This window comes from Streptomyces sp. NPDC001889 (genome assembly GCF_053594535.1).
Genome location: NZ_JBSFER010000022.1, coordinates 41,612 through 67,471, shown reverse-complemented (window position 1 = coordinate 67,471; position 25,860 = coordinate 41,612). Strand labels below are relative to the sequence as shown.

Below are 25,860 nucleotides of genomic sequence, written 5' to 3'. Positions count from 1 at the left end.
CCCCAGGACTGACTGACATGTTCCGTACCGCCCTGCGCAATGTGCTCGCGCACAAAGCCAGGCTGCTGATGACCGTCCTCGCCGTCATGCTCGGCGTCGCCTTCGTCTCCGGCACCCTGGTCTTCACCGACACCCTCGGCAACGCCTTCCGCAACCAGACCGCGAAGAGCTTCGACAACACCGCCGTCGTGGTCACCAGCCCCACCAGCGACAGCGGCGGCGGCGTCACCAGCGACGGGCTGCCCGCCGCCACTCTCAAGAAGATCCAGGGCGCCGACGGGGTCGCCGAGGCCACCGGCCGGGTCTCCGGGTTCGCCGGGGTCGCCGACCCCCAGGGCAAGCTGATCGGCAGCAGCTGGTCCAACACCGGGGCGAACTACTCCCCCGGCAAGGACGGCAAGGACGCCTCGTACGACTTCACCGACGGCACGGGCCCCGCCGAGGCCGGGCAGATCGCCCTCGACCGGAAGACCGCCGGGAAGGGCGAGTACGAGGTCGGCGACACCGTGCGGGTCTCCACCAACGGACCGGTGCAGGAGTACACCCTCTCCGGGATCTTCACCACCGAGGACGGCGCGGTCAACGCGGGCGGCTCGCTGGTGCTGTTCGACACCGCCGTGGCGCAGAAGCTCTACCTCAAGCCGGGGCTCTTCACCGAGATCAACGTCTCCGCCGCGCCGGGCGTCCCGGACGGGAAGGTGCTGGCCGCGATCGAGCCGCTGCTGCCCGAGGGCGCCGGCGCCGACACCGGCACGGCCCTCGCCGACGAGCAGGCCAAGGCCATCGAGGACGGCCTCGGCAACCTCAACACCATGCTGCTCGTCTTCGCGGGCATCGCCCTCTTCGTCGGTGTCTTCCTGATCGCCAACACCTTCACCATGCTGGTAGCCCAGCGCACCAAGGAGCTGGCGCTGCTGCGCGCCGTCGGCGCCTCCCGCGGCCAGGTCAAGCGCTCGGTGATCATGGAGGCCGCGGTGGTCGGCGTGCTCGCCTCCGTCGTCGGCTTCGTCCTCGGGCTCGGGCTCGCGGTCGGACTGCGCGGCGCGATGTCCTCCTTCGGTGCCGAGATGCCCGCGGGTGAGCTGATCGTCGCCCCCACCTCGGTGCTGGCCGCCCTGGTCGTCGGTGTGCTGATCACCGTGTTCGCCGCCTGGCTGCCCGCCCGCCGGGCCGCTCGCATCGCCCCGGTGGCCGCGATGGGCAGCGCCCACGCGGTGGCCACCACCAAGTCCCTGGTGGTCCGGAACTCCATCGGCGGTGTCCTCACCCTGGCCGGCGCCGCCGGGATCGTCGCGGGTGCCGCCTCCGGCGACAGCACGGGACGGATGCTGATCGGCGGCGGGGCCTTCCTCGCCCTGATCGGTGTGATCGTGCTGATCCCGCTGCTCTCCCGCCCGGTGATCGCCCTGGTGCGGCCGGCGCTCCAGCGGCTCTTCGGGGTCTCCGGCAAGCTCGCCGCGCAGAACGCGGTCCGCAACCCCCGCCGTACCGGAGCGACCGCCTCCGCGCTGGCCATCGGGCTCACCCTGGTCACCGGTCTGACCGTCATCGGCGTCACCCTCAGCCAGGCCATCGACAAGGCGACGACGGACAACATCCGCGCCGACTACATGGTGATGATGGCGAACGGCGGCATCATGGACTCCTCGGCGCTCGCCGCCCTGGAGAAGGCCAAGGGCGTCGAGGCGGTCTCCGGCCAGCAGGCGTTCTATCTGAAGGTCAAGGGCGAGGAGCGGGCCGCCTCCGCGGTCAACGGCCCGGACGTCGCGAAGGTCTTCAACCTGGAGCCCGTCTCCGGCTCGCTGGCCGGTCTCGCGGACGGCCAGGTCGCCATCGCCGAGAAGACCGCCGACGAGCACGGCTGGAAGCCCGGCGACACCATCCCGGTCTCCTTCGTCAAGGAAGGCGACGACGCGCGGACCGAGAAGAAGGATCTGAAGGTCGCCGCGGTCTTCGCCGAGAACGAGTTCGTCTCCCCGTACGTCGTCGACGCCTCCGTCACCGCCGCCTACGACTCGACCCCGGACATCCGGGAGGTCTGGCTGACGATGGACGGCGGCGAGACCGGCGCCAATGAGCAGGCCCTGGTGGACGCGCTGGGCAACAACCCCGGCATGACCGTCATGGACAAGCAGGACATCCGCAACTCCTTCGGCGGCATGATCAACCAGATGCTGAACATCATGTACGGCCTGCTGGGCATGGCCCTGATCATCGCGGTCCTCGGCGTCGTCAACACGCTGGCGATGTCGGTCTTCGAGCGCCAGCAGGAGATCGGGATGCTGCGGGCGATCGGCCTGGAGCGCGGCAAGGTCAAGCGCATGATCCGTCTGGAGGCGGTGGTGATCTCGCTCTTCGGCGCCCTGATCGGAGTGGGCCTCGGCTCCTTCCTCGGCTGGGCGATCGGCGAGACCCTCAGGAGCTCCATCCCCGGGTACGCGCTCGTCGTCCCGTGGGAGCGGATCGGACTCTTCCTGCTGCTCGCCGGTGTGGTCGGGGTGCTCGCCTCGCTCTGGCCGGCCCGCAGCGCCGCCCGGCTGAACATGCTGACGGCCATCAAGACCGAGTAGCCGCCCGGTGGGGCGGGCCCGTGGGCGGGAGCTTCGGCTCCCGCCCACGGGGCTTTCGTGGTTCCCCGTACGGGTCTCGTTCCCCGTGCGGTGTCGTTCCCCGTGCGGTGTCGTTCCCCGTGCGGGTGGTCAGTTCCAGGTACGGGTGCGCAGCGGCAGCCCCGCCCCGCCGCCGGCCGGGGTCTTCACGGCCAGGATCTGGTTGACCCCGATCCGGTTGTGCTCGAAGGCGAGGGCGGAGGCGGCCATGTAGAGCCGCCAGACCCTGGCCCTGCCGGGCGAGGTCAGCCGTACCGCCTCGTCCCAGCCGGCCTCCAGACGGCCCACCCAGTGGCGCAGGGTGCGGCCGTAGTGCTCCCGGATCGACTCGACGTCCCGGGCCTCGAAGCCGGCCTGCTCCAGGAGGGAGACGGTCCGGCCGAGGGGGGACAGCTCACCGTCGGGGAAGACATAGCGGTCGATGAAGGAGTCCACCCGGTAGGCGGCCTCGTCGCGCTCCGGGCGGCGGGCGATCTGGTGGTTCAGCAGCCGGCCGCCGGGCCGCAGCAGGGAGTGGAGCCGCTGGGCGTACTCCAGATAGCGGACCGAGCCGACGTGTTCGGCCATGCCGATGGAGGAGATGGCGTCGTAGGGGCCGTCGTGGACGTCCCGGTAGTCCTGGACGCGGATGTCGATCCGGTCGGTGAGCCCGGCCTCGGCGATGCGCTTGCGGGCGTAGGCCGCCTGCTCGCGGGAGAGGGTGACGCCGGTGACCCGGACGCCGTACTCGCGGGCGGCGTGCACGGCCATCGAGCCCCAGCCGCAGCCGACGTCGAGCAGGCGCTCGCCCTCGGTGAGACCGAGCTTGCGGCAGACCAGGTCGAGTTTGGCGGTCTGGGCGTCCTCCAGGGAGGTGGTGTCGTCCGCGAAGTAGGCGCAGGAGTAGACCATGGAGGGCCCGAGGACCAGTTCGTAGAACGGGTTGCCCACGTCGTAGTGGTGGCTGATGGCCTTGCGGTCCCGCCATCTGGTGTGGGACGAGCCGCCGTGCCGGCGGGCCTCCTCGGCGGGCGGGCGCGGCGGGGGCAGGGCGCCGCCGAGCCGGGCGAGGGCGCGGGCGGCGGTGCGCAGCCGGGCGTCGCGCAGGGTCAGGGGCGGGGTGTCGCGCTGCCAGACGAGACCGGCGAGCCGGTCGAGCGCGGTGTAGAGATCGCCCTCGATGTCGATCTCACCGGCGACCCAGGCGCGGGCGAGTCCCAGCTCGCCGGGGCGCCACAGCAGCCGGCGCAGGGCCCGGCGGTGCCGGACGACCAGGACCGGGCCGCCGGGGGGTCCCGACTCGGAGCCGTCCCAGGCCCGGACGCGCAGGGGGACGGGTGATTGGAGCAGTTCCTCGGCGAAGGACGTCAGCCGCAGTGCGGCATCGGCCATGGCGCACACCTCCGTGGTGGTGGTTCCTGAGCGCGGTTCCTGAGCCAGGGGGCGCCGGTCTCCGGCACCCCCGTCCATTTTCATGAACAACTCGACCACTGTGGGTGCTTCCCGCCACGGCGTGATCTCCCACGGATTCCGGCGCGCACCCCCCGCACGGCGGTGATCCGGCACGACCGGCCGGGTGTCCGGGAGCCCGAATCCGGCCAGGGCATGGCGAAGGGCCGTCCGCACCACGGATGGCGGACGGCCCTTCGTTCAGCGCGCTGTCGCGGCGGTCAGGACGCCTTGGCCTTCTCCGGCGCGGGCACGGTGACCGCGGCGGGGGCGGGGGCCGGCTTGGCCGCCTCGTAGAACTCCTCGCGCGGGGACTCGATCGCGCCGAGCGAGACCACCTCGCGCTTGAGGAACATCTGGAGCGTCCAGTCGGCGAAGATCCGGATCTTGCGGTTCCAGGTCGGCATCGCCATGCCGTGGTAGCCACGGTGCATGTACCAGGCGAGACGGCCGCGGAGCTTGATCTTCATCTTGCCCATGACGATCATCGCGACGCCCTTGTGCAGGCCGAGACCGGCGACCGCACCCTTGTTGGCGTGGCTGTACTCCTTCTGCGGGAAGCCCCGCATACCGGAGATCACATTGTCGCCGAGGACCTTCGCCTGACGCAGCGCGTGCTGGGCGTTCGGCGGGCACCAGGCGTTCTCGACCCCGGCCTTGCGGGCGGCGACATCCGGGACCTGGGCGTTGTCGCCGGCGGCCCAGACGTAGTCGGTGCCCTGCACCTGGAGCGTGGTGGCGGTGTCCACGTGGCCGCGGGGGCCGAGCGGGAGGCCGTAGCGGGCGAGCGCCGGGTTGGGCTTGACGCCGGCGGTCCACACGATGGTGCTGGAGTCGACCTCCAGGCCGTTCTTGAGCACCACACGGCCGTCGACACAGGAGTCCATGGAGGTCGAGAGGTAGATCTCGATGCCCCGGCCCTCCAGGTGGTCCTTGCCGTAGGCGCCGAGCTTCGGCCCCACCTCGGGAAGGATTTTGTCGGCGGCGTCGACCAGGATGAAGCGCATGTCCTCGCGCTTGACGTTGGTGTAGTACTTGGCCGCGTCGCGCGCCAGGTCCTCCACCTCGCCGATGGTCTCGGCGCCGGCGAAGCCGCCACCCACGAAGACGAAGGTGAGCGCCTTGCGGCGGACGGCCTCGTCGGTGGTCGAGTCGGCCTTGTCGAGCTGCTCCAGCACGTGGTTGCGCAGCCCGATGGCCTCCTCGATGCCCTTCATGCCGATGCCCTGCTCGGCGAGGCCGGGGATCGGGAAGGTCCGGGAGATCGCGCCCAGCGCGACGACCAGGTAGTCGAAGGGCAGCTCGTAGGCGTCGCCGACCAGCGGGGCGATGGTGGCGACCTTGCGGTCCTGGTCGATGGTGGTGACACGGCCGGTGAGCACTTCAGCCTTCGGCAGCACGCGTCGCAGCGGGACGACGACGTGCCGCGGCGAGATGCTGCCTGCGGCGGCTTCGGGGAGGAACGGCTGGTACGTCATGTACGAGCGCGGGTCGACGACCGTGACGGTCGCCTCGCCGTACCGCATCTTCTTCAGAATGCGGCGCGCCGCGTACAGGCCTACGTACCCACCGCCTACGACGAGGATCCTGGGACGCTCCGTGGTGCTCATGCCATCGAGTATCCACCCCGCCCCCGGGGGGTGCTCGTGAGCCCCTTCACAAGGTGTGGGGTGACCTCTGCTACACTGCGCGGCTCGCTTTGCGCGGATCATGGTGGCGCGAGGGGACCACTGTGCTGGTGAGGGCGGTGTGAACCCCCTGTGAGCTGGCACTTAACCGTTCCTTACAAGGGAACCACCGGCTGGTTTCACATGCCCGTAACACCCCTTGAACCCCGCACTTCTCCCCCCGGAGGGCCCAACGGCCCACGAAAGGGGGGCTTTCGGCCCCCCAGAGCGCCCATCAGGGCGCTTTTCCTTGTGAAGAACTTCACGAACTTGTTCGCGGAAGGGTGCGGGGAGGGGGGCGCCGGCCCCGCTGACCTGCGCTCCACAGCACGGCGGCCCACCCCGGTTCCGGGGTGGGCCGCCGCTGCCGCGCCTTGTCCTGAGCGGTCTTGCTCCGTCTTACGCGGGGGTGCGCCGCGCCATCTCCACGAGCCCGGCGAAGGCGGCCGGGGAGACCATCAGCACCGTGCCGGGTGCCTTACTGTCCCGAACCGGGACGACACCGTGCGCCGAGGCGTGGGCAGGGGCCCATTCGACGCAGTCTCCGCCATTGGGCCCGCTGTAGCTGGACTTGACCCACTCACTCAATGGGTGCCTCGCCGCGCCATCTCCACCAGCCCGGCGAAGGCGGCCGGGGAGACCATCAGCACCGCGCCGGGCGCCTTACTGTCCCGAACCGGGACGACACCGTGTGCCGAGGCGTGGGCAGGGGCCCATTCGACGCACTCTCCGCCGTCGGGCCCGCTGTAGCTGGACTTGACCCACTCAGCGGCTATCGCGAATCCCTTACTCATGGGCGTACTCCTCAGAGAGGTCCTGAATGCGGGCGATTGAAGCATCGCGGCCCAGGGCCTCAGCCCGCAAGTAATCGTAGGCCTCAAAGGCCGCAGCCACGGCCCTGGGAGCGTCGTGCGAACGCCCGCCCTGCGGACCCTCCGCGTACACAATGGACGGCTTGCCCTCGAAGGCCATCAAGGTAAAGGCCCTGCCGACAGCCGGTGGCCCCGCCTCCAAGGGCATGACCTGAAGGGTGATGTGCGCGGTCTCCGCGTCCCGAACGAGAGAGCAGAGTTGTCGGGCCATCACTCCTCGATCGCCGACCACGATCCGCAGGCAGGCCTCGTGAAGCACCACCCACACCGCAGGGGGCGCGGGGTACTCCCGTTCGAACAGGTCTCGTCGGCGAACCCGGGAGGCCACCCTGGCTTCGACTATCGCGGCGGTCTCCCGGGGGACACCTGCTCGCAGAACCGCCCGCGCGTACTCGGCGCTCTGAAGCAGTCCGGGCACATACAGCGTCGAGTAGAAGAAGACCTTGTCCGCCCGGCGCTCAAGCTGGATGTAGGGCTCGAACCACGTCGGATGGTCACCCTCGACCGCGAGCTGACGAGCCTTCGCCATCAGATGGCCGGTACCGAACGCCACATCGCATCCGGCGGCGAATCGTTCGCTGGGAAGCTGCCTCGCGGTCTCCACCTTGGAGACATAGCTCTCCGAGTACCCCGTCGCCCTGCCCAGTGCCCTGAGCGTCAGCTGCCGCTGCCTGCGCAGCTGTCTGACATCGACACCGAAGGACTCAAGAGGGCTCAAGGCGCCACGAGCCTCATCGTCTTCCATCCGCCTGACCTCCTGCTTCGCCTGCGACGAAGGCGCATTGATTGGCAACTGCACTTGAGAGAGACCGACTCAATGACCCCAGCTCCAGGGGCAGTTGTGTTCATCTGGTCACGCAATGGAACCAAGGGGGGCCGAGCGAAGGAGGCCATATGCACGACCCTCACCCGCCAGGTGGAGATCTCGCCGAACTCATCGCACATGTTTACGTCCACGGGCCCCGAGGGCTTGCCTCCTGGGCGCCGAGGCAGGGGTGGGCGCCCCGGTCGCGGGGGCTTCTGCTCGCCGCCGAGGCAGGGCTCCGCACCCACCGGGAGCGGGTGCGCGATGAGCGAGGCTGACCTCACGGCGGGCGGCCCGGAGCCGGCCCGTCTCGTCCGGGCCGCCGACTTCCCGCCCTGCGAGTGCCCGAACCCCGACTGCCCGGAGAAGATCACCCCACCGCCGGACGCCGAAGGCGACAGCCCTCTCCTCGCCGCTCTCCGCAGCGATGTGCGCGCGCGGAACCGGGAGCGCAGGATCTACGGCGACTGGGGGCGCACATGACCGGCCCCGGAAAGGGCTGGGTGCCGGTCGCGGTGGGCGCCGCCGTCTGGGGGCTCATCGTCGGGTTCCTGGCGTCCGGGGCGGTCGGCAGGCTCTGACCCGGGCCACCGTGCGGGGGGCGGCCCGGACCGAGTTCCTCGCCGCCTCCCCCGTGTACACGCTTGCGCGTACACTTCTCTGTATGACCGACAGCACTGTGACCGTCCGCGAGGCCCGCGCCCACCTCGCGGACCACATCAACCGTGCCGAGCAGGGCACTCCCACGGTGATCACACGCAATGGCCTGCCAGTGGCCGCCGTCGTGCCGATCGCGGACTTCGACGCACTTGAGGAGGCCGCCGATGTGCTGCTGGCCCGGGAAGCGGAAGCGGTCCTGGCCGAGGGCGGCCCGACCGTGACCATGGCGGAACTGCTGGCCGACCTGTTCACCGAACACGAGGACGACGCGGCGTGAAGTACGCGTTCCGCTTCACCACCGCCGCTCAGCGGCAGCTCCGCGCCATCGACCGGCCCGCGGCCATGCGCATCCTCGCAGCGCTGACCGCGCTCGGCGACGATCCGTACCGCGAGGACGCCGACATCAAGAAGCTCACAGGCCCCTCAGGGCTCTACCGGCTCCGAGTCGGCAACTACCGGATCGCCTACCAGGTCGAGGACGGCGCACTCACCATCCTCGTCGTCAAGGTGGGCGACCGGCGGAACGTCTACCGCGACCTCTGACCGCTGACGCGGCCCGTGGCCGCGTCAGCGGGCGATCGACCAGGCGATGCCGTCCAGGATGTCGTGCTCGCTGACCACGACCTCCGTGGCGCCGGTCCGCTCCATGATCGAGAGGAGGACGATCGCGCCCGCCACGATCACATCGACCCGGCCGGGGTGCATCACGGGGATCGCCGCGCGTTCGGCGTGGGTGGACTCCGCGAGAGTGCGGGTGATCTCGGCGACCCGCGCGTGCGGGACGCGGGCGTGGTGGATCGCCCCGGAGTCGTACTCCTCCAGGCCCAGCGCGATCCCGGCGATCGTGGTCACCGTGCCCGCCAGGCCCACCAGGGTGCGGGCGCCCGTCAGGGGGACGGTCTCCGACGCGAGGTCGAGGGCCGTCTCCGCGTCGGCGCGGACGGCGGCCAGCTCCGCGGCCGTGGGCGGGTCGCTGCGGATGTGGCGCTCGGTCAGCCGGACACACCCGATGTCGACGGAGCGGGCCGCCTCCACCCGCCCCCGCCCTATGACGAACTCCGTCGACCCGCCGCCGATGTCGACGACCAGCCGCTCCTCCTCGCCCGGCAGCTCCTTCGTCGCGCCGGTGAAGGAGAACTCCGCCTCCTGGTCACCGCTGATCACCTCGGGCTCGACCCCGAGGATCTCCAGCACCCCGCCGACGAACTCGTCGCGGTTCTCCGCGTCCCGGGAGGCGGAGGTGGCGACGAAGCGGACCGTCTCCGCGCCGTGCTCCTTGATCGCCGCCGCGTACTCGCGGCACGCCGCGAAGGTCCGCTCCAGCGCCTCGGGAGCCAGCCGGCCCGTGCGGTCGACGCCCTGGCCGAGACGGACGATGGTCATCCGCCGGTCGAGGTCCACCAGGGACCCCGTGGCGGGGTCCGCGTCCGCGATCAGCAGACGGATGGAGTTGGTACCGCAGTCGATGGCGGCCACCCGGGTCATGCGCGCTCCTGGGGAGGAAGGGATGAGGGGTCAGGCTTCAGCGGGGGCGCACGGGGAGACGCACGGTCCCTTGCGCCACCACTCCGGCAGCATCGCGAGGGCCTCGTCCCCGAGCGGATTGACCCCGGGTCCGGCCGCCAGCGAGTGGCCCACCAGGACATGGAGGCACTTCACCCGGTCCGGCATGCCGCCGGCGCTGGGGAAGCCCTGGAGCACCTCGATCGCGTCGCGGCGCGCGATGTAGTCCTCGTGCGCGGCCCGGTAGGCCGCCGCCAGCTCGGGGTCCGACGCCAGGCGCTCGGTCATCTCCTTCATCACACCGTTCGCCTCCAGCGTGCCGATCGCCGACGCGGCGCGCGGGCACGTCAGGTAGTACAGCGTGGGGAAGGGGGTGCCGTCGGGCAGCCGGGGCGCGGTCTCGACGACATCCGGCAGCCCGCACGGGCAGCGGTGCGCGATGGTGCGCAGCCCGCGCGGCGGGCGGCCGAGCTGTTCCTTGAAGGCCGCGATGTCGGCGTCGGTGGGCTCGGTCGGGTCGGTGTGGGGAGGAGGGGTTTCCATGCCTGCCTTGGCTCTGCGTTTCGCTGTCTCGGCCGGCGGTACGGCGGTGTGGGTGCCGTGCCGCCCGCGTGCTGCCGGTACGGACGGCGTACCGGCGGGGGGTCTCAGTTGCGGTCGGCGCTGTCCACGCCCTCCCAGACATGGGAGTACCAGGCGCGGTCGTCCGAACCGTCCCGGTCGCGCCGCTGCTGTGCGGCCTCCGGGTCGATCATCGTGTATCCGGTCTCGCCGGGCATCACATAGTGCAGATGCTCCCGGGCGAGGCGCCGGACGTACATCTCGTCCTGGAGCCGCGCCTTCTCGTCCCGGAGCCGCTCGACCTGGTCCGACGCCTCCGCCAGCCGCTCGCGCTGCTCCGCCATGTCCCCGCGCTGGGAGACGTACTGCCGCATCGGGTACGCGAGGGCTACCACCAGGGAGCAGACCACGAGCGCGAGGAACGCCGCCCGGCCGGTGAGCCGGGAGCGGCGGGCCTGGCGCCGGGTCTGGGAGCGGTAGACACGGGCGGCGGTCTGCTCGCCGAGCAGCCTCAGCCTGGTCGCGGTGGAGAACCGGTCCCGGTCCTTCCCGGCCATGTCGTTCCGCCTCCCCTGCTCCGGTGCGTTCCCTCGCGTACACGCGTACGTCCCCGGACACGGTACGGGACCGGGGCCGGGGACGTGCGGAGGACCGGCCGACCGACGGGGCGGGCCCGGGGGCCGGACCCGTCGGCCGGGTGGTGTCAGCCCTTGAAGCGGGGGAACGCGCTCCGGCCCGCGTACACCGCGGCGTCGTCGAGGATCTCCTCGATGCGCAGCAGCTGGTTGTACTTGGCGACGCGCTCGGAGCGCGCCGGGGCGCCGGTCTTGATCTGGCCGCAGTTGGTGGCGACGGCCAGGTCGGCGATGGTGACGTCCTCGGTCTCGCCGGAGCGGTGGGACATCATGCACTTGAAGCCGCTGCGCTGGGCCAGCTCCACGGCGTCCAGGGTCTCGGTCAGCGAGCCGATCTGGTTGACCTTGACCAGCAGCGCGTTGGCGGAGCCCTCGTCGATGCCGCGGGCGAGACGCTCGGGGTTGGTGACGAAGAGGTCGTCGCCGACGATCTGGACCTTGGTGCCCAGCTTGTCGGTGAGGACCTTCCAGCCGGCCCAGTCGTCCTCGAAGAGCGGGTCCTCGATGGAGACGAGCGGGTAGGCCGCCACCAGCTCCTCGTAGTACTCGGTCAGCTCGGCGGCCGAGAGGGACTTGCCCTCGAACTCGTAGACGCCGTCCTTGTAGAACTCGGAGGCGGCGACGTCGAGGGCGAGCGCGATGTCCCGGCCGGGGGCGTAGCCGGCTTCCTTGATGGCCTCAAGGATCAGGTCCAGCGCGGCGCGGTTGGAGTCGAGGTTCGGCGCGAAGCCGCCCTCGTCGCCGAGGCCGGTGGAGAGGCCCTTCTGCTTCAGGACCTTCTTGAGGGTGTGGTAGACCTCGGTGCCCCAGCGCAGCGCCTCGGAGAAGGACTCCGCGCCGATCGGGGCGATCATGAATTCCTGGATGTCCACATTGGAGTCGGCGTGCGAGCCGCCGTTCAGGATGTTCATCATCGGAACGGGCAGCAGGTGCGCGTTCGGGCCGCCGAGGTAGCGGAAGAGCGGCAGGTCGGACGCCTCGGAGGCGGCGTGCGCCACGGCGAGCGAGACGCCGAGGATGGCGTTGGCGCCGAGCGAGGACTTGTCCGGGGTGGCGTCCAGGTCGAACATGGCCTGGTCGATCAGGCGCTGCTCGGTGGCGTCGTAGCCGACCAGCTCGGGGCCGATCTGCTCGATGACGGCGAGGACGGCCTTCTCGACACCCTTGCCCTGGTAACGGTTCTGGTCGCCGTCGCGAAGCTCAAGGGCTTCGAAGGCACCGGTGGAGGCGCCGGACGGGACAGCAGCACGGCCGGTGCTGCCGTCGTCGAGGCCAACCTCGACCTCGACCGTGGGATTGCCTCGGGAGTCCAGGATTTCCCGGGCTACGACGACGTCGATGGACGGCACGAGCATCTCCTTCTGGGATGTGACGCGTGATGTGCAGGGTCTCATTGGCCTTGCGACAAGAGCCTAACCGGCGGCCGGGTGTCGTCCGTCGGATGCCCGCCCCCTGGGACGAACCTACCGATCGGTAACAGAACCGCCCGGCCGGATCGCGACAGACAAGGGGAGAGAAAAGAAAGAGGAGAGGAGAGAAAGAGGAGAGGAGAGGGGACAGAGGAAACCCCGGTCCGGCGCGATCGGGGGGAAGCGCGCCGGACCGGGGTGGTCCATCGGGGGCCGGCCCCCGGAGGGGGGTGCGGCCGGGGGGCCGGCTCCCGGAGCCGGGGGAGCCCGCCTCGGGTCAGCTCAGGTCGAGCTGCTGGCCCGGGTAGATGACATCGGCGTCACTGACGATGTCCTTGTTCAGCTCGTAGAGCTTCTCCCAGCCGCCGTCGACCTTCTCGGCGTCGGCGATGATGCTCAGGGTGTCGCCGGTCTTGACCTTGTACTCGCCGTCGCCCTTCTGGAAGCCCTGCGGCTTCGCGGCCGGCGCCGACTGCTGCTGCTGCGGGGCCGGGGCGGCCGACGGGCGCTCGGAGCGGGTCGTCGGGACCTCGGAGCGCTGCGGCTCCTGGGTCTGCTGCCGCGGCGCCGGGGTCGCGGCCTTGGGCTGCTCGGCCTTCGGCGCGGCCTTCTGGGTGGTGCCCGAGTCCGAGCCGCCACCGGTGTACGAGGCGTTGGAGAGGCCCACGCCACAGCTCGGCCAGGCACCCTTGCCCTGGCCCGCGAGGACCTTCTCGGCGGTCTGGATCTGCTGCGCCTTGCTGGCCTGGTCGGCGGTGGGGGCGAAGGCGGTACCGCCGTACGCGGCCCAGGTGGAGGCCGAGAACTGGAGGCCGCCGTAGTAACCGTTGCCGGTGTTGATGGACCAGTTGCCGCCGGACTCGCACTGGGCGACCTTGTCCCACTCGGCCGCGGTCGCGGCGGAGGCGGAGGAGGCGCCGATCAGCGGGGCCGCGACAGCGGCACCGGTCACACCGGCGAGCGTGACGATACGGGTGGCCTTGGAGGGGCGGCGGTGCTTGCCCTTGCCGGAAAACAGCATGGAGTTACTCCTCACCGACGCCTACGAGGTGAGCTGTCGGGTTCGGGCCAGATGAGTTGCCCGGCCGCGCGTCCTAGCGCGCGGCTTCACCCCTAGCCGGTACCGGCCGCTGTCCTCAGCGGCCGGGGCCCGGCACTTACCTTGGGTCCCCCGCTCCTGCCTTCGGCGCTCTCGCGTCGACTGTTCCCCCCGACCGGCGGCAGGATTCGGCGTGACGGTCGTTGGTGCCCGCGGTGGCGAGCGGTTCAGACCGTAGACACAGCTCTCCCCGATGTCCAAGAGAGAACATCGGGGAGAAATCGCCCATCCTGCCACTCCGGAAGGAGACGTTTTCGCAGGTCGGGCATGGAATGCGTGATTCCGGTTGGCCGGGTTGAGGAGTTGGGACGAAGAGACCCTTGTCTCATTTCCCCAGACCCGGACAAAGGAGCCCTAACTACCCGCGTTCCGCCGTGAGGTCGAGGCTCTGGCCGGGGTGGATCAGGTCCGGGTCGTCGCCGACGGCCTCGCGGTTCCCCTCGTACAGGGCGTTCCAGCCGCCCTCCAGCTTCCGCGCCTGGGCGATGGCCCAGAGGCTGTCGCCGGGGCGCACGGTGTAGGCGCCGTCCGGGGCGTCCGCCCCGGCGCCGTCGGCCGCCTCCCCGCCCTCACCGGCACCCGGGGCGGCGATCCCGTCCCGGGCGGAGCCGTCACCGCGCGAGATGTGGCCGGGATCGGCCTCCCGCCCCTTCGCCGTCTCCTCCGAAGCGGGTGAATCACCCGTTTTGGGCTCATGGTCGAGCTTGTCCGGCGGAGTGGCGCCGGGCCCGGTGGTTCCGGTCCCGGTCCCGGTGGATTCGCCCGTGCCGGGCCGGCCCGCCTCGGCCCGCTTCTCCTCGGCGGCCTCGCCCCGGTGCCTGCCCTTGCCCGCGGAACCGGAGCCGGCGTCCTGCTCCGCGCCCTTCTCCGCCTTCTTCTCCGGGGCGGCGCTCTTGGCGGGGCCGCCGGCCCCCGGACCCGTACCGGCGGATCTGTCGGCGCCGGAGCCCACGCCCTGGGTCTGTCCGGGCTCGGGGGTGCCGGACTTCCCGCCGGAGCGCCCGGACGGTTCGGACGCGCTCGCGGAGGGCTCGGGGGACGGCGAGGCCGTCGCGCCGTCCTTCTCCGCGCCGTCCTTGCCGCCGGGGATGAGCCCGGCCATCGCGGCACAGGCGGACCAAGCCTTGGCGCCCTCGGCCGCGAGCACCTTTTCGGCCACGGCTATCTGCTGGGAGCGGCTGGCGAGATCGGCGCGGGAGGCGTACTCCGTACCGCCGAAGGCCTCCCAGGTCCGCTGGGAGAACTGGAGTCCGCCGTAGTAGCCGTTGCCGGTGTCGGCGCTCCAGATGCCGCCGCTCTCGCACTCCGCGACCCGGTCCCACGTGGTGGTCTCGGCCGCGGTCGCGGAGCCCGCGCCGAGGAGCGGAATCGCGATGGCCGATCCCGTCACCCCTGCCGCGACAACGAGAGCCGGAGCCTGACGGGGTCGGCGATGTCGACCATTCCCGGAGAGCATGCGGTTGCCTTTCGCCTGACTGCTTGAGAGACGGGGGTGAACGTAGCGGCAGTCGAACACGCGTCACAAGTCGGTGCAGGGAAGATCACACAAAAGTCACAGTTCTGACGCTCCGTCAATCGACCCCGGGGTGAACCGCACCGGCAGGGTGCGCAATCCACGCATAATCAGCCCTCCGCGCCAGCGCAAATCGGCCGGATCGGCGGCGAGCCGAAGGTCCGGCAGCCTTCTGAGCAGGGTCGCGAGTGCGGTCTGGCCCTCCAGCCGGGCCAGTGGGGCCCCGAGGCAGTAGTGGATGCCGTGCCCGTACCCCAGATGCTGGTTGTCACGCCGGGAAAGGTCGAGTACGTCCGGTTCGGAGAATCGTTCCGGATCGCGGTCGGCCGCGGCCAGCACCACGAGCACCGGATCGCCCGTTCCGATCTCCTGGTCCCCGATCACCAGTGGCTCGGTGGCGAACCGCCAGGTGGCCATCTCCACCGGCCCGTCGTAGCGCAGCAGCTCCTCCACACCGGTCGCCAGCAGACCGGTCTCGCCCGCCGCCAGGGACGTCTGGAGCCGCTCGCGCTGCTCGGGGTGGGTCAGCAGGGCGTAGGCGCCGTTGCCGATCAGATTGACGGTGGTCTCGAACCCCGCGAAGAGCAGGATGAAGGCCATCGCGGCGGCCTCGTTCTCGGTGAGGTGCTCGCCGTGGTCGCTCGCCCGGATCAGACCGGAGATCAGATCGTCCCCGGGGTTCTCGCGCTTGCGGTGGATCAGCTCGACGAGATAGCCGCGGATCTTCTTCACCGAGCGGGCGACCCCGCCGCGCGGACCGCCGCCGTGACGGATCATCATGCCGGCCCAGTCGCGGAAGTCGTCCTGGTCCTCGCGGGGCACACCGAGCAGATCGCAGATGGCGTGGATGGGGAGCGGGAAGGCGAACTCGTGGATGAGATCCGCCTCGCCGCGCTCGATGAAGCCGTCGATGAAGCGGTCGGTCAGCTCCTGGACGCGGGGGGCGAACTCGGCGACCGTGCGCGGGGTGAACGCCTTGGAGACCAGCCGCCGCAGCCGGGTGTGGTCGGGCGGGTCGATATTGAGCAGATGGGTCATCAGCTCGGCCTTGCGCTCCCCGGGAATCCCCGTCTTCCCCCTGGCGTGCGCGGGCTCGTCGTGGTGCGCCGGGTTCTTCGACAGCCGCTGGTCGGCGAGGGCCTGGCGGGCGTCGGCGTACCGGGTCACCAGCCAGGCCTCGACCCCGCTGGGCAGCCGGGTGCGGTGGACCGGGGCGTGCTCGCGGAGGTGCGCGTAGGCGGGGTAGGGGTCGGTGGCGAACTCCCAGCTGAAGAGTTCGGGGACGGGGCCGGGGGCGGGGGTGCTGCTCACTCCCCGACGGTACCCGCGGGGCCGCCCCGGCGGCCCCCCGGGAGCCGGGGCGGTGGTCGGTCCGGCCCGGAGCGGGGCGGGCGGCCCGGAGCGGGAGGTCCGGCCCCGAGCGGGAGGCCCGGCCCGGAGCGGGGCGGGAGGCTCAGCCGGCCGCCCGGCCCTCCGCCGCCCGGATCGCGTCCCGGTAGACCCGGCCCGCCGCCCGCAGCGCCGCCTCCGGGTCCACCCCCTCCGCCTCCGCGCGCGCGGCGAGGGCGAGCAGCTCGTACCCGACGCCCGCGCCGGACGGCAGCGGCACGTCGAGACCGGCCGAGCGCACCCGGGAGGAGAGCTTCGCGGCGAGCGCCAGACCGGGCTGTCCGAGCGGTACGCCGTCGGTGACCGAGTCGCGCTGCTTCTCGACCGCCTTCGTCCGGAGCCAGAGGGCCTTCACCTCGTCCGGGGTCCCGGCGTGCTCGTCGCCGAAGACATGGGGGTGCCGGTGGATCAGCTTCTCCACGATCGTCCCCGCCACATCGTCGATCGAGAACGGCTCGTCCGCGTCGTCCTGGGCGATCCGGGCGTGGAAGACGACCTGGAGGAGGACGTCCCCCAGCTCCTCGCGCAGCTCGTCGCGGTCGCCGTCCTCGATCGCCTCCACCAGCTCGTACGCCTCCTCGATGCCGTACTTCGCCAGCTCGCGGTGGGTCCGGGTGGAGGACCAGGGGCACTCGGCGCGGATACGGTCCATGATCTGGACGAGATCGAGGAGACGGGCGCCGGGGAGGTCGTACGAGCCGGGGAGCAGCTCCAGGTCGGGCATCCGCTCACGGCCCGAGCCGGCGAGGCGGGCCAGGCCGTCGGTGAGCGCCCGGTCGCCCTCGCCGGAGGCGAGCACCACGACGGTGGCGCCGTCCCCGGCGCAGGCGTCCACCAGTTCCCGGGCGGTGGGCGACGCGGTCTCCACCGTGACACCCGCCTCGCGGAGGTAGGGGAGCTGCGGGTGGGCGGCGTCGGCGCAGAGCACCCGGCCCGCCGCGCGCAGCGTCCGCCAGGCCGGCCAGGACAGCAGTCCCGGCGCGACCCGGTGGCTGGCGGTGAGCAGGACGATGCGCCCGGTGGCGGGGTGGTCTGTGGTCACCCCACGAACCTACCTCGGTGGGGAGGGGCCCTACGCTCCCTCGGCGGGCGGTGCGGGCTGCCGGGAGAGCTGGCTGATCCAGGGCGCCTTGTAGTCGCCCAGCTCCAGCTTCTGGTCGCTCCAGCTCCCGAAGCGCGGGTTGACGTCGATGTCGAGCGCCTTGGCCGCGGCGGTGAAGACGGCGTTCAGCCGCTCCTGGCCGTCGGGGGCGGTGGTGGCGCCCAGGGACTGGGCGAGCTTGCCGACGAGGATGTCCCGGCGGACCACGTCGTCGACCTGGTCGGGGGCGACCCCGCGCTGCTGGAGATAGACGGCGGTCAGCTGCTGGTCCCCGCCGGCCTGCTGGGCGAGGGCGGCCCGCCCGTCCGCGACCTCCTTGCGGGTGGCGCTCACCCCCGCGTCGGCGGCGGCGCGCTCGACGACCCGGGCCACGATGAGGTCGTAGAGCTTGGCCCGGCTGAGCTGCCCGCTGTCCTTGATGAGCTGCGCGGACTGCGGCGAACTCCGCTGCGCGGTGCGTACGTCCTTCACCTTCGCCTGGACGGACGACACCTCGATCCGCTCCCCGCCGACCACGGCGGCGGCGCCGGGGTGGGCCTCGTTGCCGCAGGCCGTGAGGAGGGGTGCGGCGGCGAGCAGAGCGGCGGAGACGGTGATCGCGGTGCGACGGCGGCGGTGCAAAGGAGCCTCCCGGCGTGATTGTGCTGCGCTTCACAAGCCTGCGGAGATGATGTTAGGCAGGAGGGAGTGGTGTGGGCCACTACTTCGCGGCCACTGATTCGGCCGTTACCGGCTCCGCCGGGGCTCCCCGCCGCCGCTCCTCCGGCCTGAGCATGATCGTCCGGGAGAGGACGAAGGTGATCGGGATCGCGGCGGCCGAGGCGATCAGCGGGGCGTGGCGGTCGTCGAGGCGCAGGATGTCCACCAGCAGGTAGACGCCCGCCGTGGTGACGGTGAAGTTGGCGGCGTTGGTGAGCGGGAAGAGCAGGAACTTCCGCCAGGTCGGGCGGGTCCGGTAGGTGAAGTACGAGGTCAGGAAGAAGGACCCGACCATGCTCAGCAGAAAGGCGCCCACATGGGCCCACACATAGGGCAGCCGGGTGAGCAGCAGCAGGTACAGGCCGTAGTACGTGCCGGTGTTGACGGCTCCCACAAGGGCGAATCTCAGCAGCTGGCCCCGGACTGTCATGGTTGTGCCCCCGTGCGGATGGTGTGGACGGATCGTGCGTGCGGCGGTCCCCGGCAGCGTGCCACACACGGTGGCGCCGCCGGCCGGTTCACGGGCCGTGGAACCGCTGCTGGTGCTCCAGCCCCCGGCGCACCTCCACGGCGAGCGGATGGTACGGCCCGTAGCCGCGCTCGGCGTCGTACAGCAGCGCCCTGAAGTGCTGCCCGGCCGCCGTGTGGTCGCCGACGGCGAGGAGCAGATTCCCGATCCGCCGGCGGATGTCGAAGGCACGGGCCGGGTCGGTGCCGCCCTCGTGGTGCGGCAGGAGGGCGCGGTACTCGCCGAGCGCGGCGACGGCTTCGCCGAGCTGCTCCAGGCACTGGGCGGCGTCGTAGCGGAACTGGAGGGTCCCCGGGTCGGAGGGACCGGCCTCGGCGGCCCGGTCGTCGGCGAGTCTGCGCAGCTCGGGCAGGGCCCGGCGGTACTGCCCGTCGTCCATCAGCGTGGTCGCGTACTGCTTGCGCAGGATTCTGACGACCGGTGAGTGCTCGCCGTGCTCGGCGGCGGCGGCCGGGAGGATGGAGCCGAGGATGTCCACGGCCTGGGTGATGCCGCCCTCGCCGAGGAGACGCTTCACCTCGTCGACGGCGGCGGCCACATCGAGGCGCGGGGCCGTCGCGGGGGCGGGGGCGTCGGTCCTCGGGGGCGCGGCGCGCTCGGGCCAGGGGGCGAAGGGGCGGAGGAAGGGCCGGGTGGGGTCGAGCGGCCCGCTGGGGGCGCCCCGGCCGGGCAGCAGCGGTTCCAGTGCCGCGTACACCTCCTGGGCGTCACCCGGCCGGTGCTGGGGGTCCTTGGAGAGCAGCCGCAGCACCAGCGCCTCCAGCGCCTCGGGTATCTCGGGCCGCAGCCCGCGCACGGGGAACGGCGGCTCGTGGAGGTGGCGGTGGAGGACCCCGAGGGCGGTGGGCCCGGTGAAGGGCACATCGCCGCTGAGGAGTTCGTGGAGGAGCACGCCGAGGGCGTACAGATCGGTGTACGGGCCGACCGCGCCGCCCATGGCCTGCTCGGGGGCCATGTAGGCGGGGCTGCCGATCGGCGAGCCGGTGTGGGTGAGACGGGTGGTGTCGGTGTCGATGACGGAGGCGACCCCGAGGTCCAGCACGGTGACGGTGCCGTCCGGCTGGACCATCACATTGCGGGGCTTGAGGTCGCGGTGGACGATCGGCACGGCGTGCACGGCGGCGAGCACCCCGCAGAGCTGGGCGGCGACGGATACGGCCCACTGCCAGGGGTAGGGCTCGTGCTCGGCGAGGTGGTCGGCGAGGTCCGCCCCCTCGACGTACTGCATGACGAGATAGAGGTCGTCTCCGGCGGTGCCCGCGTCGTGGACGGTGACCAGGCCCGGGTGGGAGACCTGGGCGGTCACCCGGCACTCGCGGACGAAGCGGAGCCGGATCTCGTCGGCGGTGGTGGCGGCGGCCATCCGGTCGGGGCGCAGCAGCTTGACGGCGACCCGCCGGTCGAGCCGCCGGTCGTACGCCGTCCACACCTGGCCCATGCCGCCCTGCCCGATGACGGTGGACAGCTCGTAGCGGTCCGCGATGACGCGTCCGTTCACCGGCCCCGCTCCTTGCGGAGGTAGTCACTCAGCTCGTCCAGCTCGGCGCGGACCTGTGCGATGCGGGGCTTGTCGGCGGCGGGCGGCTGCTGGGCGACGCCGGGGCGCGGGGACTGCGGGGGCGGGGGCGGGGGCGGGGAGGTGTAGGGGGAGGCGCCGTGCGGGGGCGGCGCGTACGGAGGGTGCGCGGGCGGGGCGGGGCGGTGGGGGCCCTGCGGGACGGCGTGCGGATAGCCGTACCCCGCCGGCGGCTGTGCGGGCGGTCCGTGCGCCGGGGCGGTCATCCCGTAGGGCGGCGGCGGGGGTCCCCAGTGCGGGGCGGGCTGCTGGTAGTGGCGTATCTCGGCGACCAGATAGTGCACGGGCACCCCGAGCATGACCGCCATCAGCACGAGCAGGAAGACGACCTCGATGCCCGTGGCCGTGGCCTCGGCCCCCGACGCCGACTCGGCCGCGCTGAAATCGCCGATCATCACGAAGCAGACGACCACCACGACGAGACAGCCCCAGAAGAGCAGCCAGTCGGAGCGCTGCCGGCGCAGGATCGCGATCCGGAGCATCGGCGCCCAGGAGAGCAGGCCGAGGGTGCCGATCGACATGGCCACGAAGAGCACGCGCAGCGCGATGAGCGCGGCGAGCCCCGCTCGGCTGCCGGGTTGCTGCGGGACATGGCCTGGGCCGTGCATTCCTGCTCCTGAACGCCTGGGGACGAGGCTGCGTGGGGAACGAGCGTATACACCGACACCGTCGCGCTCTCCCGGGTTGTACGGGACCGGTGTTCGTGCGCCATGTCACACGGGCCCCTCGGGACCGGGCGGGGCTCGGGCCGGTACTCCGGGCGGGGCTCGGGCCGGTACTCGGGGCAGGGCTCAGTCGGGGCGTACGGTGCCGTCCGTCAGCCCGTCGTACAGACCGCGCACCAACTGCTCGCCGAGCCGGCCCGCGAGCCGCAGGGTGTCCTCGAAGGCGGCCAGCGCGCGGAAGCGCTCCCCGTAGCGGCGCTGGTCGGCCAGGGGCAGCCGGGGCAGCTGGAGCCGGCGCACATCGAGCCGGGTGGCGCTGGAGACATGGCTGCTGGCCTGCCGGGTGTTGGCGGTGCCGCGCAGGAAGCCGGCGAGGAACCAGACATCGAGCGCGGCGGGATCGGGGCGCAGCAGATGGAGGTTGCGCCCGAGGACGGCTCCGGCGGTGGCCTCGTCGACGACCCGGACGACGGAACCGCCGCCGAGGACGGGCACCACCGCGTCGCCGGCCTCGACGCGCACCGGTTCGCCGTCGGCCGGGTCGCCGGTGTCGGCGCGGGTTCCGGAGGGTTCGGTCCCGGTGAGGACATCGTGCTCCGTGAGGACGGCCTCCCGGCCGCCGGGGCCGCCGGGGGCGGGGCCCGGGTGGGTGGTGCCCGCGCGGATCAGCAGGGCTCCGGCGCGGGCCAGTTCGCCGACGGTGGTGGTGGGCCAGGGGGTGCCGGGTCCGGCGGGGAGCGCCGGGGAGGGGGTGAGTTCACCGGTCAGCCGGAGCGTCTCGCCGAGCCGGTCGCGCACCCGCCGCAGTTCGTCGGGGCCGACCCCGGTGTCGGCGGGCGGGACGTGCCGCGCGGGGGCGAGGTCGACATCGTCGTCGAGGAGTTCGATCACCGGTACGGAGCGGCTGATCCCGTCCCGTTCCGCGCGGCCGTCCCCGCCCGGCCGCCCGAAGGCGCCCCAGGCGTCGAGCGCGGCCTCCTGGAGGGCCCGCCAGTCGAGCCGGTCGCGTCCGCCGGCGGCTCCGGTGACCCCGGCGGTGTCCACGAGCAGCAGTTCGGGGGGCGGGGCGAGGCCCGGTTCGGGCCTGCGCAGCACCCAGAGGTGGAGGGGGATGCCGTAGGGCGGCGCGGCGCCCGCCGGGAGGGCGATCACGGCCCGCAGCGCGCCCCGGCGCAGCAGCCCGGCCCGGACGCGCCGGCCGGAGCGGCGGGAGGCGGCGGCGGGCGGCATCAGCAGGACGGCGGTGCCGCCGGGGCGGAGCCGGGCGAGCGCGTGCTGCACCCAGGCCAGCTCGGACTCGGTGCGGGCCGGGAAGCCGTACTCCCAGCGGGGGTCGTAGGCGAGTTCGTCGTGGCCCCAGTTGCGCTCGTTGAAGGGCGGGTGGCAGAGCACGGCGTCGGCGGAGGTGTCGGCGAAGGCGTCGGCGCGCAGGGTGTCGCCGGCGCGGGCGCGGACGGTCGCGTCGGAGTGCAGCGCGAGGCGGAGCGCGGTGAGCGCGGTGAGATCGGCGTCGGCGTCCTGGGCGCACAGGGCCGCGGGCCGGGGGACGGCGAGGAGCAGACCTCCGGCACCGGCGGCCGGGTCGAGGACGGTCGCGCCCTCCCCGGGCACGGCGATGGCGGCCATCAGGGCGGCGGGGCCCGCCGGGGTGAGGGTGTACTGCCGGAGGTTGGCGTCCAGGAAGCGGCCGAGCAGGAACTCGAAGGTCTCGCGGGCGCCGAGACCGGTGGCGAGTTCGACGGCGGAGCGCAGGGCGGCGACACCGGCCGGCGGGGGCCCGGACGCCCCGGGGCCGGCGGCGGGTCCCGGCACGGGGGAGAGCGCCGCGCCGAAGAGTTCCGTACCGGTGGCGCCGAAGCGGGCGGTGAGGAGCGCCTCCAGCGCGGTCGGCAGCAGCTCGGCCATCCGCCGGTCGGTCAGGCCGGTGAGTTCGCCCCAGACGGCCGGGCGCTCCCGTACGAGCAGCAGGACGCAGCCGGTGCGGACGAGCGCGCCCCCGGTGGTGGCCGGGTGGTCGGCGAGCTGCTGCCAGACCCGCTCGCGGAGCGGGACCTCGGCGAGCTTGCCCTGCTCGCGCAGCCACCGCTCGATCTCGGCGAGGGCGAAGGAGGGGCTGGTCTCGGTGCCTCCGACGGGCTTGGGGAAGTCGGGGTGGCGGCGCCGCCAGTTGCTGACCGCGGCCCGTCCGACACCGGCCAGCCGGGCGATTCCGGCCGCGGTGACCTCGCTTGCGTTCTCCGGCACCTGCGCCGCCTCTCTGCCCCTGTGCTGTGGCGCCGATCATAACCGCCCACAGAAGATTTCCCACTTCACAGCGTTGCCGGACTTGAATCACGAGAGTGATGTTGACTCGGTTCACAGCCTCTGGTCTTATTGGCCCGTCACCACGGGGGGCTCCCCATTGGCCCCAGTTCACAGCCATGTCCGGGAGGACGCGCTCATGTCCCACTCCACCCACCAGCCCCAGGACCCGCGGCCGGAGCCCCACGGCCAGTACCCGCAGCAGCAGGGGCAGTACCCGCAGCAGCACGGACACCCGTCGCACCGGCCGGTCCGGAACGGCCTCGGCACGGCCGCGCTGGTGCTGGGCGTCCTCGGTGTGATCACCGGTCCGATCCCGCTGATCTTCTGGCTGGGCGGCACCTTCGGTCTGCTCGCCCTGATCATGGGGCTGGTCGGCCGGGGCCGGGCCAAGCGCGGCGAGGCGACCAACAAGGGGGTGACCACCGTCGGCGCCGTGCTCGGTCTGCTGGCGATGGGGGCCTCGATCGTCGGCGCGGTCCTCACCTTCCAGGCCGTGGACGACGCGGTCGACGAGGTCAACAGATCCGCGTCGGCGAGCAAGGAGCCCGCGCCGGAGTCCGGGTCCGACGGCTCCGACACGTCCGACGGCTCCAACAGCTCCGACAGCTCCGACAACTCCGGCACGGACAAGGGCAAGAAGAAGGGCAAGGGCAAGGCGAAGGGGGCGAGCGGTGGCTCCGGCTCCGGGTCGGAGGCGCTGACGGCCGGGGAGACGGCCGCCTACCGCAATGGTGTGAAGGTCACGGTCTCCGCCCCCAAGCCCTTCTCGCCCAGCGAGTTCGCGGCCGGCCACACCGCGGGGAACAAGGCCCACCGGGTGACGGTGACCATCGAGAACACCGGCAGCGAGAAGTTCGAGCCCACTCTCGTGCTCACCGAGGCCCGCGCCGGGGAGGACGGGGTCGCGGCGGAGCAGGTCTTCGACGAGGGCATCGGTACCGGCTTCAGCGGCACGCTGCTGCCGGGGAAGAAGTCCACGGTCTCGCATGTCTTCTCCGCTCCGGCCAGTGCGAAGATCCTTAGCGTCGAGGTCACCCCCGGCCTCCTCCTCGACGCGTCGGTGTGGGAGCTGACGGTCTGACCCGGCGTACACACCCCGTACGAGCACCCCGGAGCCACCGATGCCCCTCCCCTCCCGCCCCACCGGCCGTCCTCTGGCCGTCGCCGCCGTCGCCCTCGCCACCGCCCTGAGCGCGGCGGGGTGCGGCGCCGGCCCGGCCGGGACCGCCGGGCCGGCGCCGGGCACCGGCGCGAAGGCCGCGGAGAAGTCCGGGGCGCGGGCCCCGGAGACGGCGGAGGAGAAGGCGCCCGCCGCGCAGAGGACTCCCGCTCCGGCGGGCGGCACCGAGGCGGAGTGGGTGGACCGCTTCCTGGCGAGCGTCGAGGGCACCCGGAAGGCCCACTCGGTGACGGTCGACGCGGCGATGCGCGGGGGCGGGGGCGGGGGCGGGCGGAAGGCCACCGTCCGGATGAGTTCCAACCGGGACAAGGAGTGCCGGACCACCTCCTCCTTCGGTGGCCCGGGCACCGTCGAGGTCCTCAGGACCCGCGACGGCTCCGTCTATCTGCGGCTCAACGAGGCGCGTCTGCGGGAGCTGGGCGAGGCCGACCCCGAGCGGCTGGCCTCGCACATCAGGACCTTCGCGGGCCGGTGGATGGCGGGGGACCCGGCATCCGCGGAGATCCAGCAGGGGCTGCGGCTCTGTGACTTCCGGGAGCTGGTCCTGGCGAGCGTGCCGACCCGGGACCAGACCGAGGGCATCGCGGCGAAGGCCGCGAGGACCACGGTGAACGGCCGCGCGGCACTGCGGATCACCACGGCGAAGGACGGGATCGGCATCAGCGTCGACTTCGCCGCCGAGGGGAGGCCCGTTCTGCTCCGCATGGAACAGAAGGGCGGCGATGGCCCGTTCGTCATGGTCTTCTCCGGCTACGGAGAGCCGGTCCGCGCCGCGAAGCCCCCGGCGGAGTCCATCGTCACCAGGGAAGCGGCGCGCCGCGCCCTCGGCCGCTGAATCCCCTACCGGCACTGCGCGAGCATCGCCCGCTTGTCGGCGGCCGTCACCGGCATGTCGTACGCGACGGCGACCTGGGAGATCCGCACCGCGTAGGAGCAGCGGACGCTCCGGTCCGGCGGCAGCCAGGACGCGGGGCCCGCGTCCCCCTTGGCGCTGTTGGACGGCCCGTCCACCGGAAGCAGATTCAGCGGGTCGTTGGCGATGCGCCGGCGCTTCTCGGCGGTCCACCGGGCCGCCCCCATCTGCCAGCTGTACGAGAGAGGAACGACATGGTCTATCTGAACAGCGGACGCATCGGCCTTCCGCCAGTCGACGGAGGTCCCGGTGTAGGGATCGTCCAGGGTGAGCGCGATGACCACGCAGTCGGAGCCGGAACGATACTTCAGCCGCTTGCCGTCGCGGGCGAGCAGATCGTTGCGGGTGTCGCAGCCGTTGCGCGCGAGCGGCACACCGTCGGCGGTGTCCATCCAGGCGTAGCCGAACTCGTCCCGTGCGTAACCCGTCCTCGGGCCCCGGCCCTTGGTCGCGACCCGGTCGATCAGCCGGCGCGCTGCGGCCCGGTCCTCGTCCGAGGTGAGCGGGGCGAGCCCCGGGCGGGTGCCGTCCGGGTTGGCGAGCGGGCTCGTGCCGGAGGAGGAGCCCGAAGAGGCGCGGGGAGAGGAGGGGCCGGAGGGGCCGGGGCTCTCGCAGCCCGTGAGCACGACCGCCGCGCTCAGGGCCGCCACGCATCCGACGACGACGAGGGGTCCTGGGACCCGGGGTTCGCTCACAGGCGCAGCCTACTGACCGCGCGCGCGCCCGGGGGCCGGGCCGGCCG

The 25,860-nt window shown here is 72.3% G+C and carries 25 protein-coding genes and 1 riboswitch; of the genes, 6 read left to right on the top strand and 19 right to left on the bottom strand.

Translation table 11 applies throughout. The features are described from left to right. Positions 1-17: 17 nt before the first annotated feature. Complete coding sequence (locus tag ACWCRA_RS25220) at positions 18-2,570, top strand: ABC transporter permease (RefSeq protein WP_451068667.1); 2,553 nt, start codon at positions 18-20, stop codon at positions 2,568-2,570. A gap of 129 nt (positions 2,571-2,699) precedes the next feature. On the opposite strand, the gene ACWCRA_RS25215 is transcribed toward ACWCRA_RS25220, so the two are convergent. From ACWCRA_RS25215 to ACWCRA_RS25195, 5 genes are all read right to left on the bottom strand, one after another. Further along, positions 2,700-3,980, bottom strand: a complete 1,281-nt coding sequence (locus ACWCRA_RS25215) for a cyclopropane-fatty-acyl-phospholipid synthase family protein (RefSeq protein ID WP_351554459.1) — start codon at positions 3,978-3,980, stop codon at positions 2,700-2,702. Positions 3,981-4,258: 278 nt separating this feature from the next. Further along, entirely contained in the window at positions 4,259-5,647 is a 1,389-nt protein-coding gene (locus ACWCRA_RS25210; RefSeq protein ID WP_351554462.1) for an NAD(P)/FAD-dependent oxidoreductase, read from the bottom strand. Positions 5,648-6,103: 456 nt separating this feature from the next. After that, positions 6,104-6,292 (bottom strand): DUF397 domain-containing protein, encoded by a 189-nt coding sequence (locus ACWCRA_RS25205; protein WP_451068666.1) that lies wholly within the window; start codon positions 6,290-6,292, stop codon positions 6,104-6,106. Beyond that, the gene (locus tag ACWCRA_RS25200; RefSeq protein WP_451068665.1) at positions 6,289-6,498 is read right to left on the bottom strand and encodes a DUF397 domain-containing protein; all 210 of its coding nucleotides are present in this window, start codon (positions 6,496-6,498) and stop codon (positions 6,289-6,291) included. The genes ACWCRA_RS25205 and ACWCRA_RS25200 overlap by 4 nt, the downstream gene beginning before the upstream one ends. Next, positions 6,491-7,321, bottom strand: a complete 831-nt coding sequence (locus ACWCRA_RS25195) for a helix-turn-helix domain-containing protein (RefSeq protein ID WP_451068664.1) — start codon at positions 7,319-7,321, stop codon at positions 6,491-6,493. The genes ACWCRA_RS25200 and ACWCRA_RS25195 overlap by 8 nt, the downstream gene beginning before the upstream one ends. Positions 7,322-7,645: 324 nt before the next feature. Here ACWCRA_RS25195 and ACWCRA_RS25190 point away from each other — a divergent pair, with 324 nt between their 5' ends. The 3 genes from ACWCRA_RS25190 (at position 7,646) to ACWCRA_RS25180 (ending at position 8,584) form a co-directional block, all read left to right on the top strand. Then, positions 7,646-7,864, top strand: a complete 219-nt coding sequence (locus ACWCRA_RS25190; RefSeq protein ID WP_351554467.1) for a hypothetical protein — start codon at positions 7,646-7,648, stop codon at positions 7,862-7,864. A 181-nt stretch (positions 7,865-8,045) separates the two neighbouring features. Next, the gene (locus ACWCRA_RS25185) at positions 8,046-8,318 is read left to right on the top strand and encodes a type II toxin-antitoxin system Phd/YefM family antitoxin (protein ID WP_351554469.1); all 273 of its coding nucleotides are present in this window, start codon (positions 8,046-8,048) and stop codon (positions 8,316-8,318) included. Next, complete coding sequence (locus ACWCRA_RS25180; RefSeq protein ID WP_351554472.1) at positions 8,315-8,584, top strand: type II toxin-antitoxin system RelE family toxin; 270 nt, start codon at positions 8,315-8,317, stop codon at positions 8,582-8,584. The genes ACWCRA_RS25185 and ACWCRA_RS25180 overlap by 4 nt, the downstream gene beginning before the upstream one ends. Positions 8,585-8,608: 24 nt before the next feature. Here the strand turns inward: ACWCRA_RS25180 and ACWCRA_RS25175 are convergent, their stop codons facing one another. The 13 genes from ACWCRA_RS25175 to ACWCRA_RS25115 form a co-directional block, all read right to left on the bottom strand. After that, positions 8,609-9,526, bottom strand: a complete 918-nt coding sequence (locus ACWCRA_RS25175; RefSeq protein WP_351554475.1) for a Ppx/GppA phosphatase family protein — start codon at positions 9,524-9,526, stop codon at positions 8,609-8,611. Between the two features lie 30 nt (positions 9,527-9,556). Further along, on the bottom strand, positions 9,557-10,087 hold the full coding sequence (locus ACWCRA_RS25170) for a DUF501 domain-containing protein (protein WP_351554478.1): 531 nt from the start codon (positions 10,085-10,087) through the stop codon (positions 9,557-9,559). A gap of 104 nt (positions 10,088-10,191) precedes the next feature. Continuing rightward, positions 10,192-10,662, bottom strand: a complete 471-nt coding sequence (locus tag ACWCRA_RS25165) for an FtsB family cell division protein (protein ID WP_351554481.1) — start codon at positions 10,660-10,662, stop codon at positions 10,192-10,194. A gap of 146 nt (positions 10,663-10,808) precedes the next feature. Further along, positions 10,809-12,095, bottom strand: coding sequence for a phosphopyruvate hydratase (gene eno, locus ACWCRA_RS25160; protein ID WP_351554484.1), 1,287 nt, complete (start codon positions 12,093-12,095; stop codon positions 10,809-10,811). 331 nt (positions 12,096-12,426) lie between these two features. Beyond that, entirely contained in the window at positions 12,427-13,170 is a 744-nt protein-coding gene (locus ACWCRA_RS25155) for a transglycosylase family protein (protein ID WP_351554487.1), read from the bottom strand. A gap of 3 nt (positions 13,171-13,173) precedes the next feature. Next, positions 13,174-13,348: riboswitch (cyclic di-AMP (ydaO/yuaA leader) on the bottom strand. A gap of 258 nt (positions 13,349-13,606) precedes the next feature. Next, entirely contained in the window at positions 13,607-14,638 is a 1,032-nt protein-coding gene (locus ACWCRA_RS25150; RefSeq protein ID WP_451068663.1) for a transglycosylase family protein, read from the bottom strand. Positions 14,639-14,800: 162 nt separating this feature from the next. Further along, the gene (locus ACWCRA_RS25145) at positions 14,801-16,072 is read right to left on the bottom strand and encodes a cytochrome P450 family protein (RefSeq protein ID WP_351554493.1); all 1,272 of its coding nucleotides are present in this window, start codon (positions 16,070-16,072) and stop codon (positions 14,801-14,803) included. Between the two features lie 142 nt (positions 16,073-16,214). Beyond that, positions 16,215-17,192 (bottom strand): nucleoside triphosphate pyrophosphohydrolase, encoded by a 978-nt coding sequence (locus ACWCRA_RS25140; protein WP_351554496.1) that lies wholly within the window; start codon positions 17,190-17,192, stop codon positions 16,215-16,217. Positions 17,193-17,222: 30 nt separating this feature from the next. Continuing rightward, positions 17,223-17,873 carry a SurA N-terminal domain-containing protein gene (locus ACWCRA_RS25135; RefSeq protein ID WP_351554499.1) on the bottom strand — a complete coding sequence of 217 codons (651 nt, stop codon included), beginning with the start codon at positions 17,871-17,873 and terminating at the stop codon, positions 17,223-17,225. Positions 17,874-17,952: 79 nt separating this feature from the next. Continuing rightward, positions 17,953-18,381, bottom strand: coding sequence for a GtrA family protein (locus ACWCRA_RS25130; RefSeq protein WP_351554502.1), 429 nt, complete (start codon positions 18,379-18,381; stop codon positions 17,953-17,955). 88 nt (positions 18,382-18,469) lie between these two features. Then, positions 18,470-19,978: a serine/threonine-protein kinase gene (locus ACWCRA_RS25125; RefSeq protein WP_351554504.1), complete on the bottom strand. Its 1,509-nt coding sequence runs from the start codon at positions 19,976-19,978 to the stop codon at positions 18,470-18,472. Next, on the bottom strand, positions 19,975-20,664 hold the full coding sequence (locus ACWCRA_RS25120) for a hypothetical protein (RefSeq protein WP_451068662.1): 690 nt from the start codon (positions 20,662-20,664) through the stop codon (positions 19,975-19,977). The genes ACWCRA_RS25125 and ACWCRA_RS25120 overlap by 4 nt, the downstream gene beginning before the upstream one ends. 183 nt (positions 20,665-20,847) lie before the next feature. Then, positions 20,848-22,965 carry an N-6 DNA methylase gene (locus ACWCRA_RS25115; protein WP_351554510.1) on the bottom strand — a complete coding sequence of 706 codons (2,118 nt, stop codon included), beginning with the start codon at positions 22,963-22,965 and terminating at the stop codon, positions 20,848-20,850. Between the two features lie 196 nt (positions 22,966-23,161). Here ACWCRA_RS25115 and ACWCRA_RS25110 point away from each other — a divergent pair, with 196 nt between their 5' ends. Both ACWCRA_RS25110 and ACWCRA_RS25105 read left to right on the top strand, forming a co-directional pair. Beyond that, the gene (locus ACWCRA_RS25110; RefSeq protein ID WP_451068661.1) at positions 23,162-24,106 is read left to right on the top strand and encodes a DUF4190 domain-containing protein; all 945 of its coding nucleotides are present in this window, start codon (positions 23,162-23,164) and stop codon (positions 24,104-24,106) included. A gap of 40 nt (positions 24,107-24,146) precedes the next feature. After that, positions 24,147-25,040: a hypothetical protein gene (locus tag ACWCRA_RS25105; protein ID WP_451068660.1), complete on the top strand. Its 894-nt coding sequence runs from the start codon at positions 24,147-24,149 to the stop codon at positions 25,038-25,040. Between the two features lie 5 nt (positions 25,041-25,045). On the opposite strand, the gene ACWCRA_RS25100 is transcribed toward ACWCRA_RS25105, so the two are convergent. Next, on the bottom strand, positions 25,046-25,813 hold the full coding sequence (locus ACWCRA_RS25100; RefSeq protein ID WP_451068659.1) for an HNH endonuclease family protein: 768 nt from the start codon (positions 25,811-25,813) through the stop codon (positions 25,046-25,048). Positions 25,814-25,860: the final 47 nt, after the last annotated feature.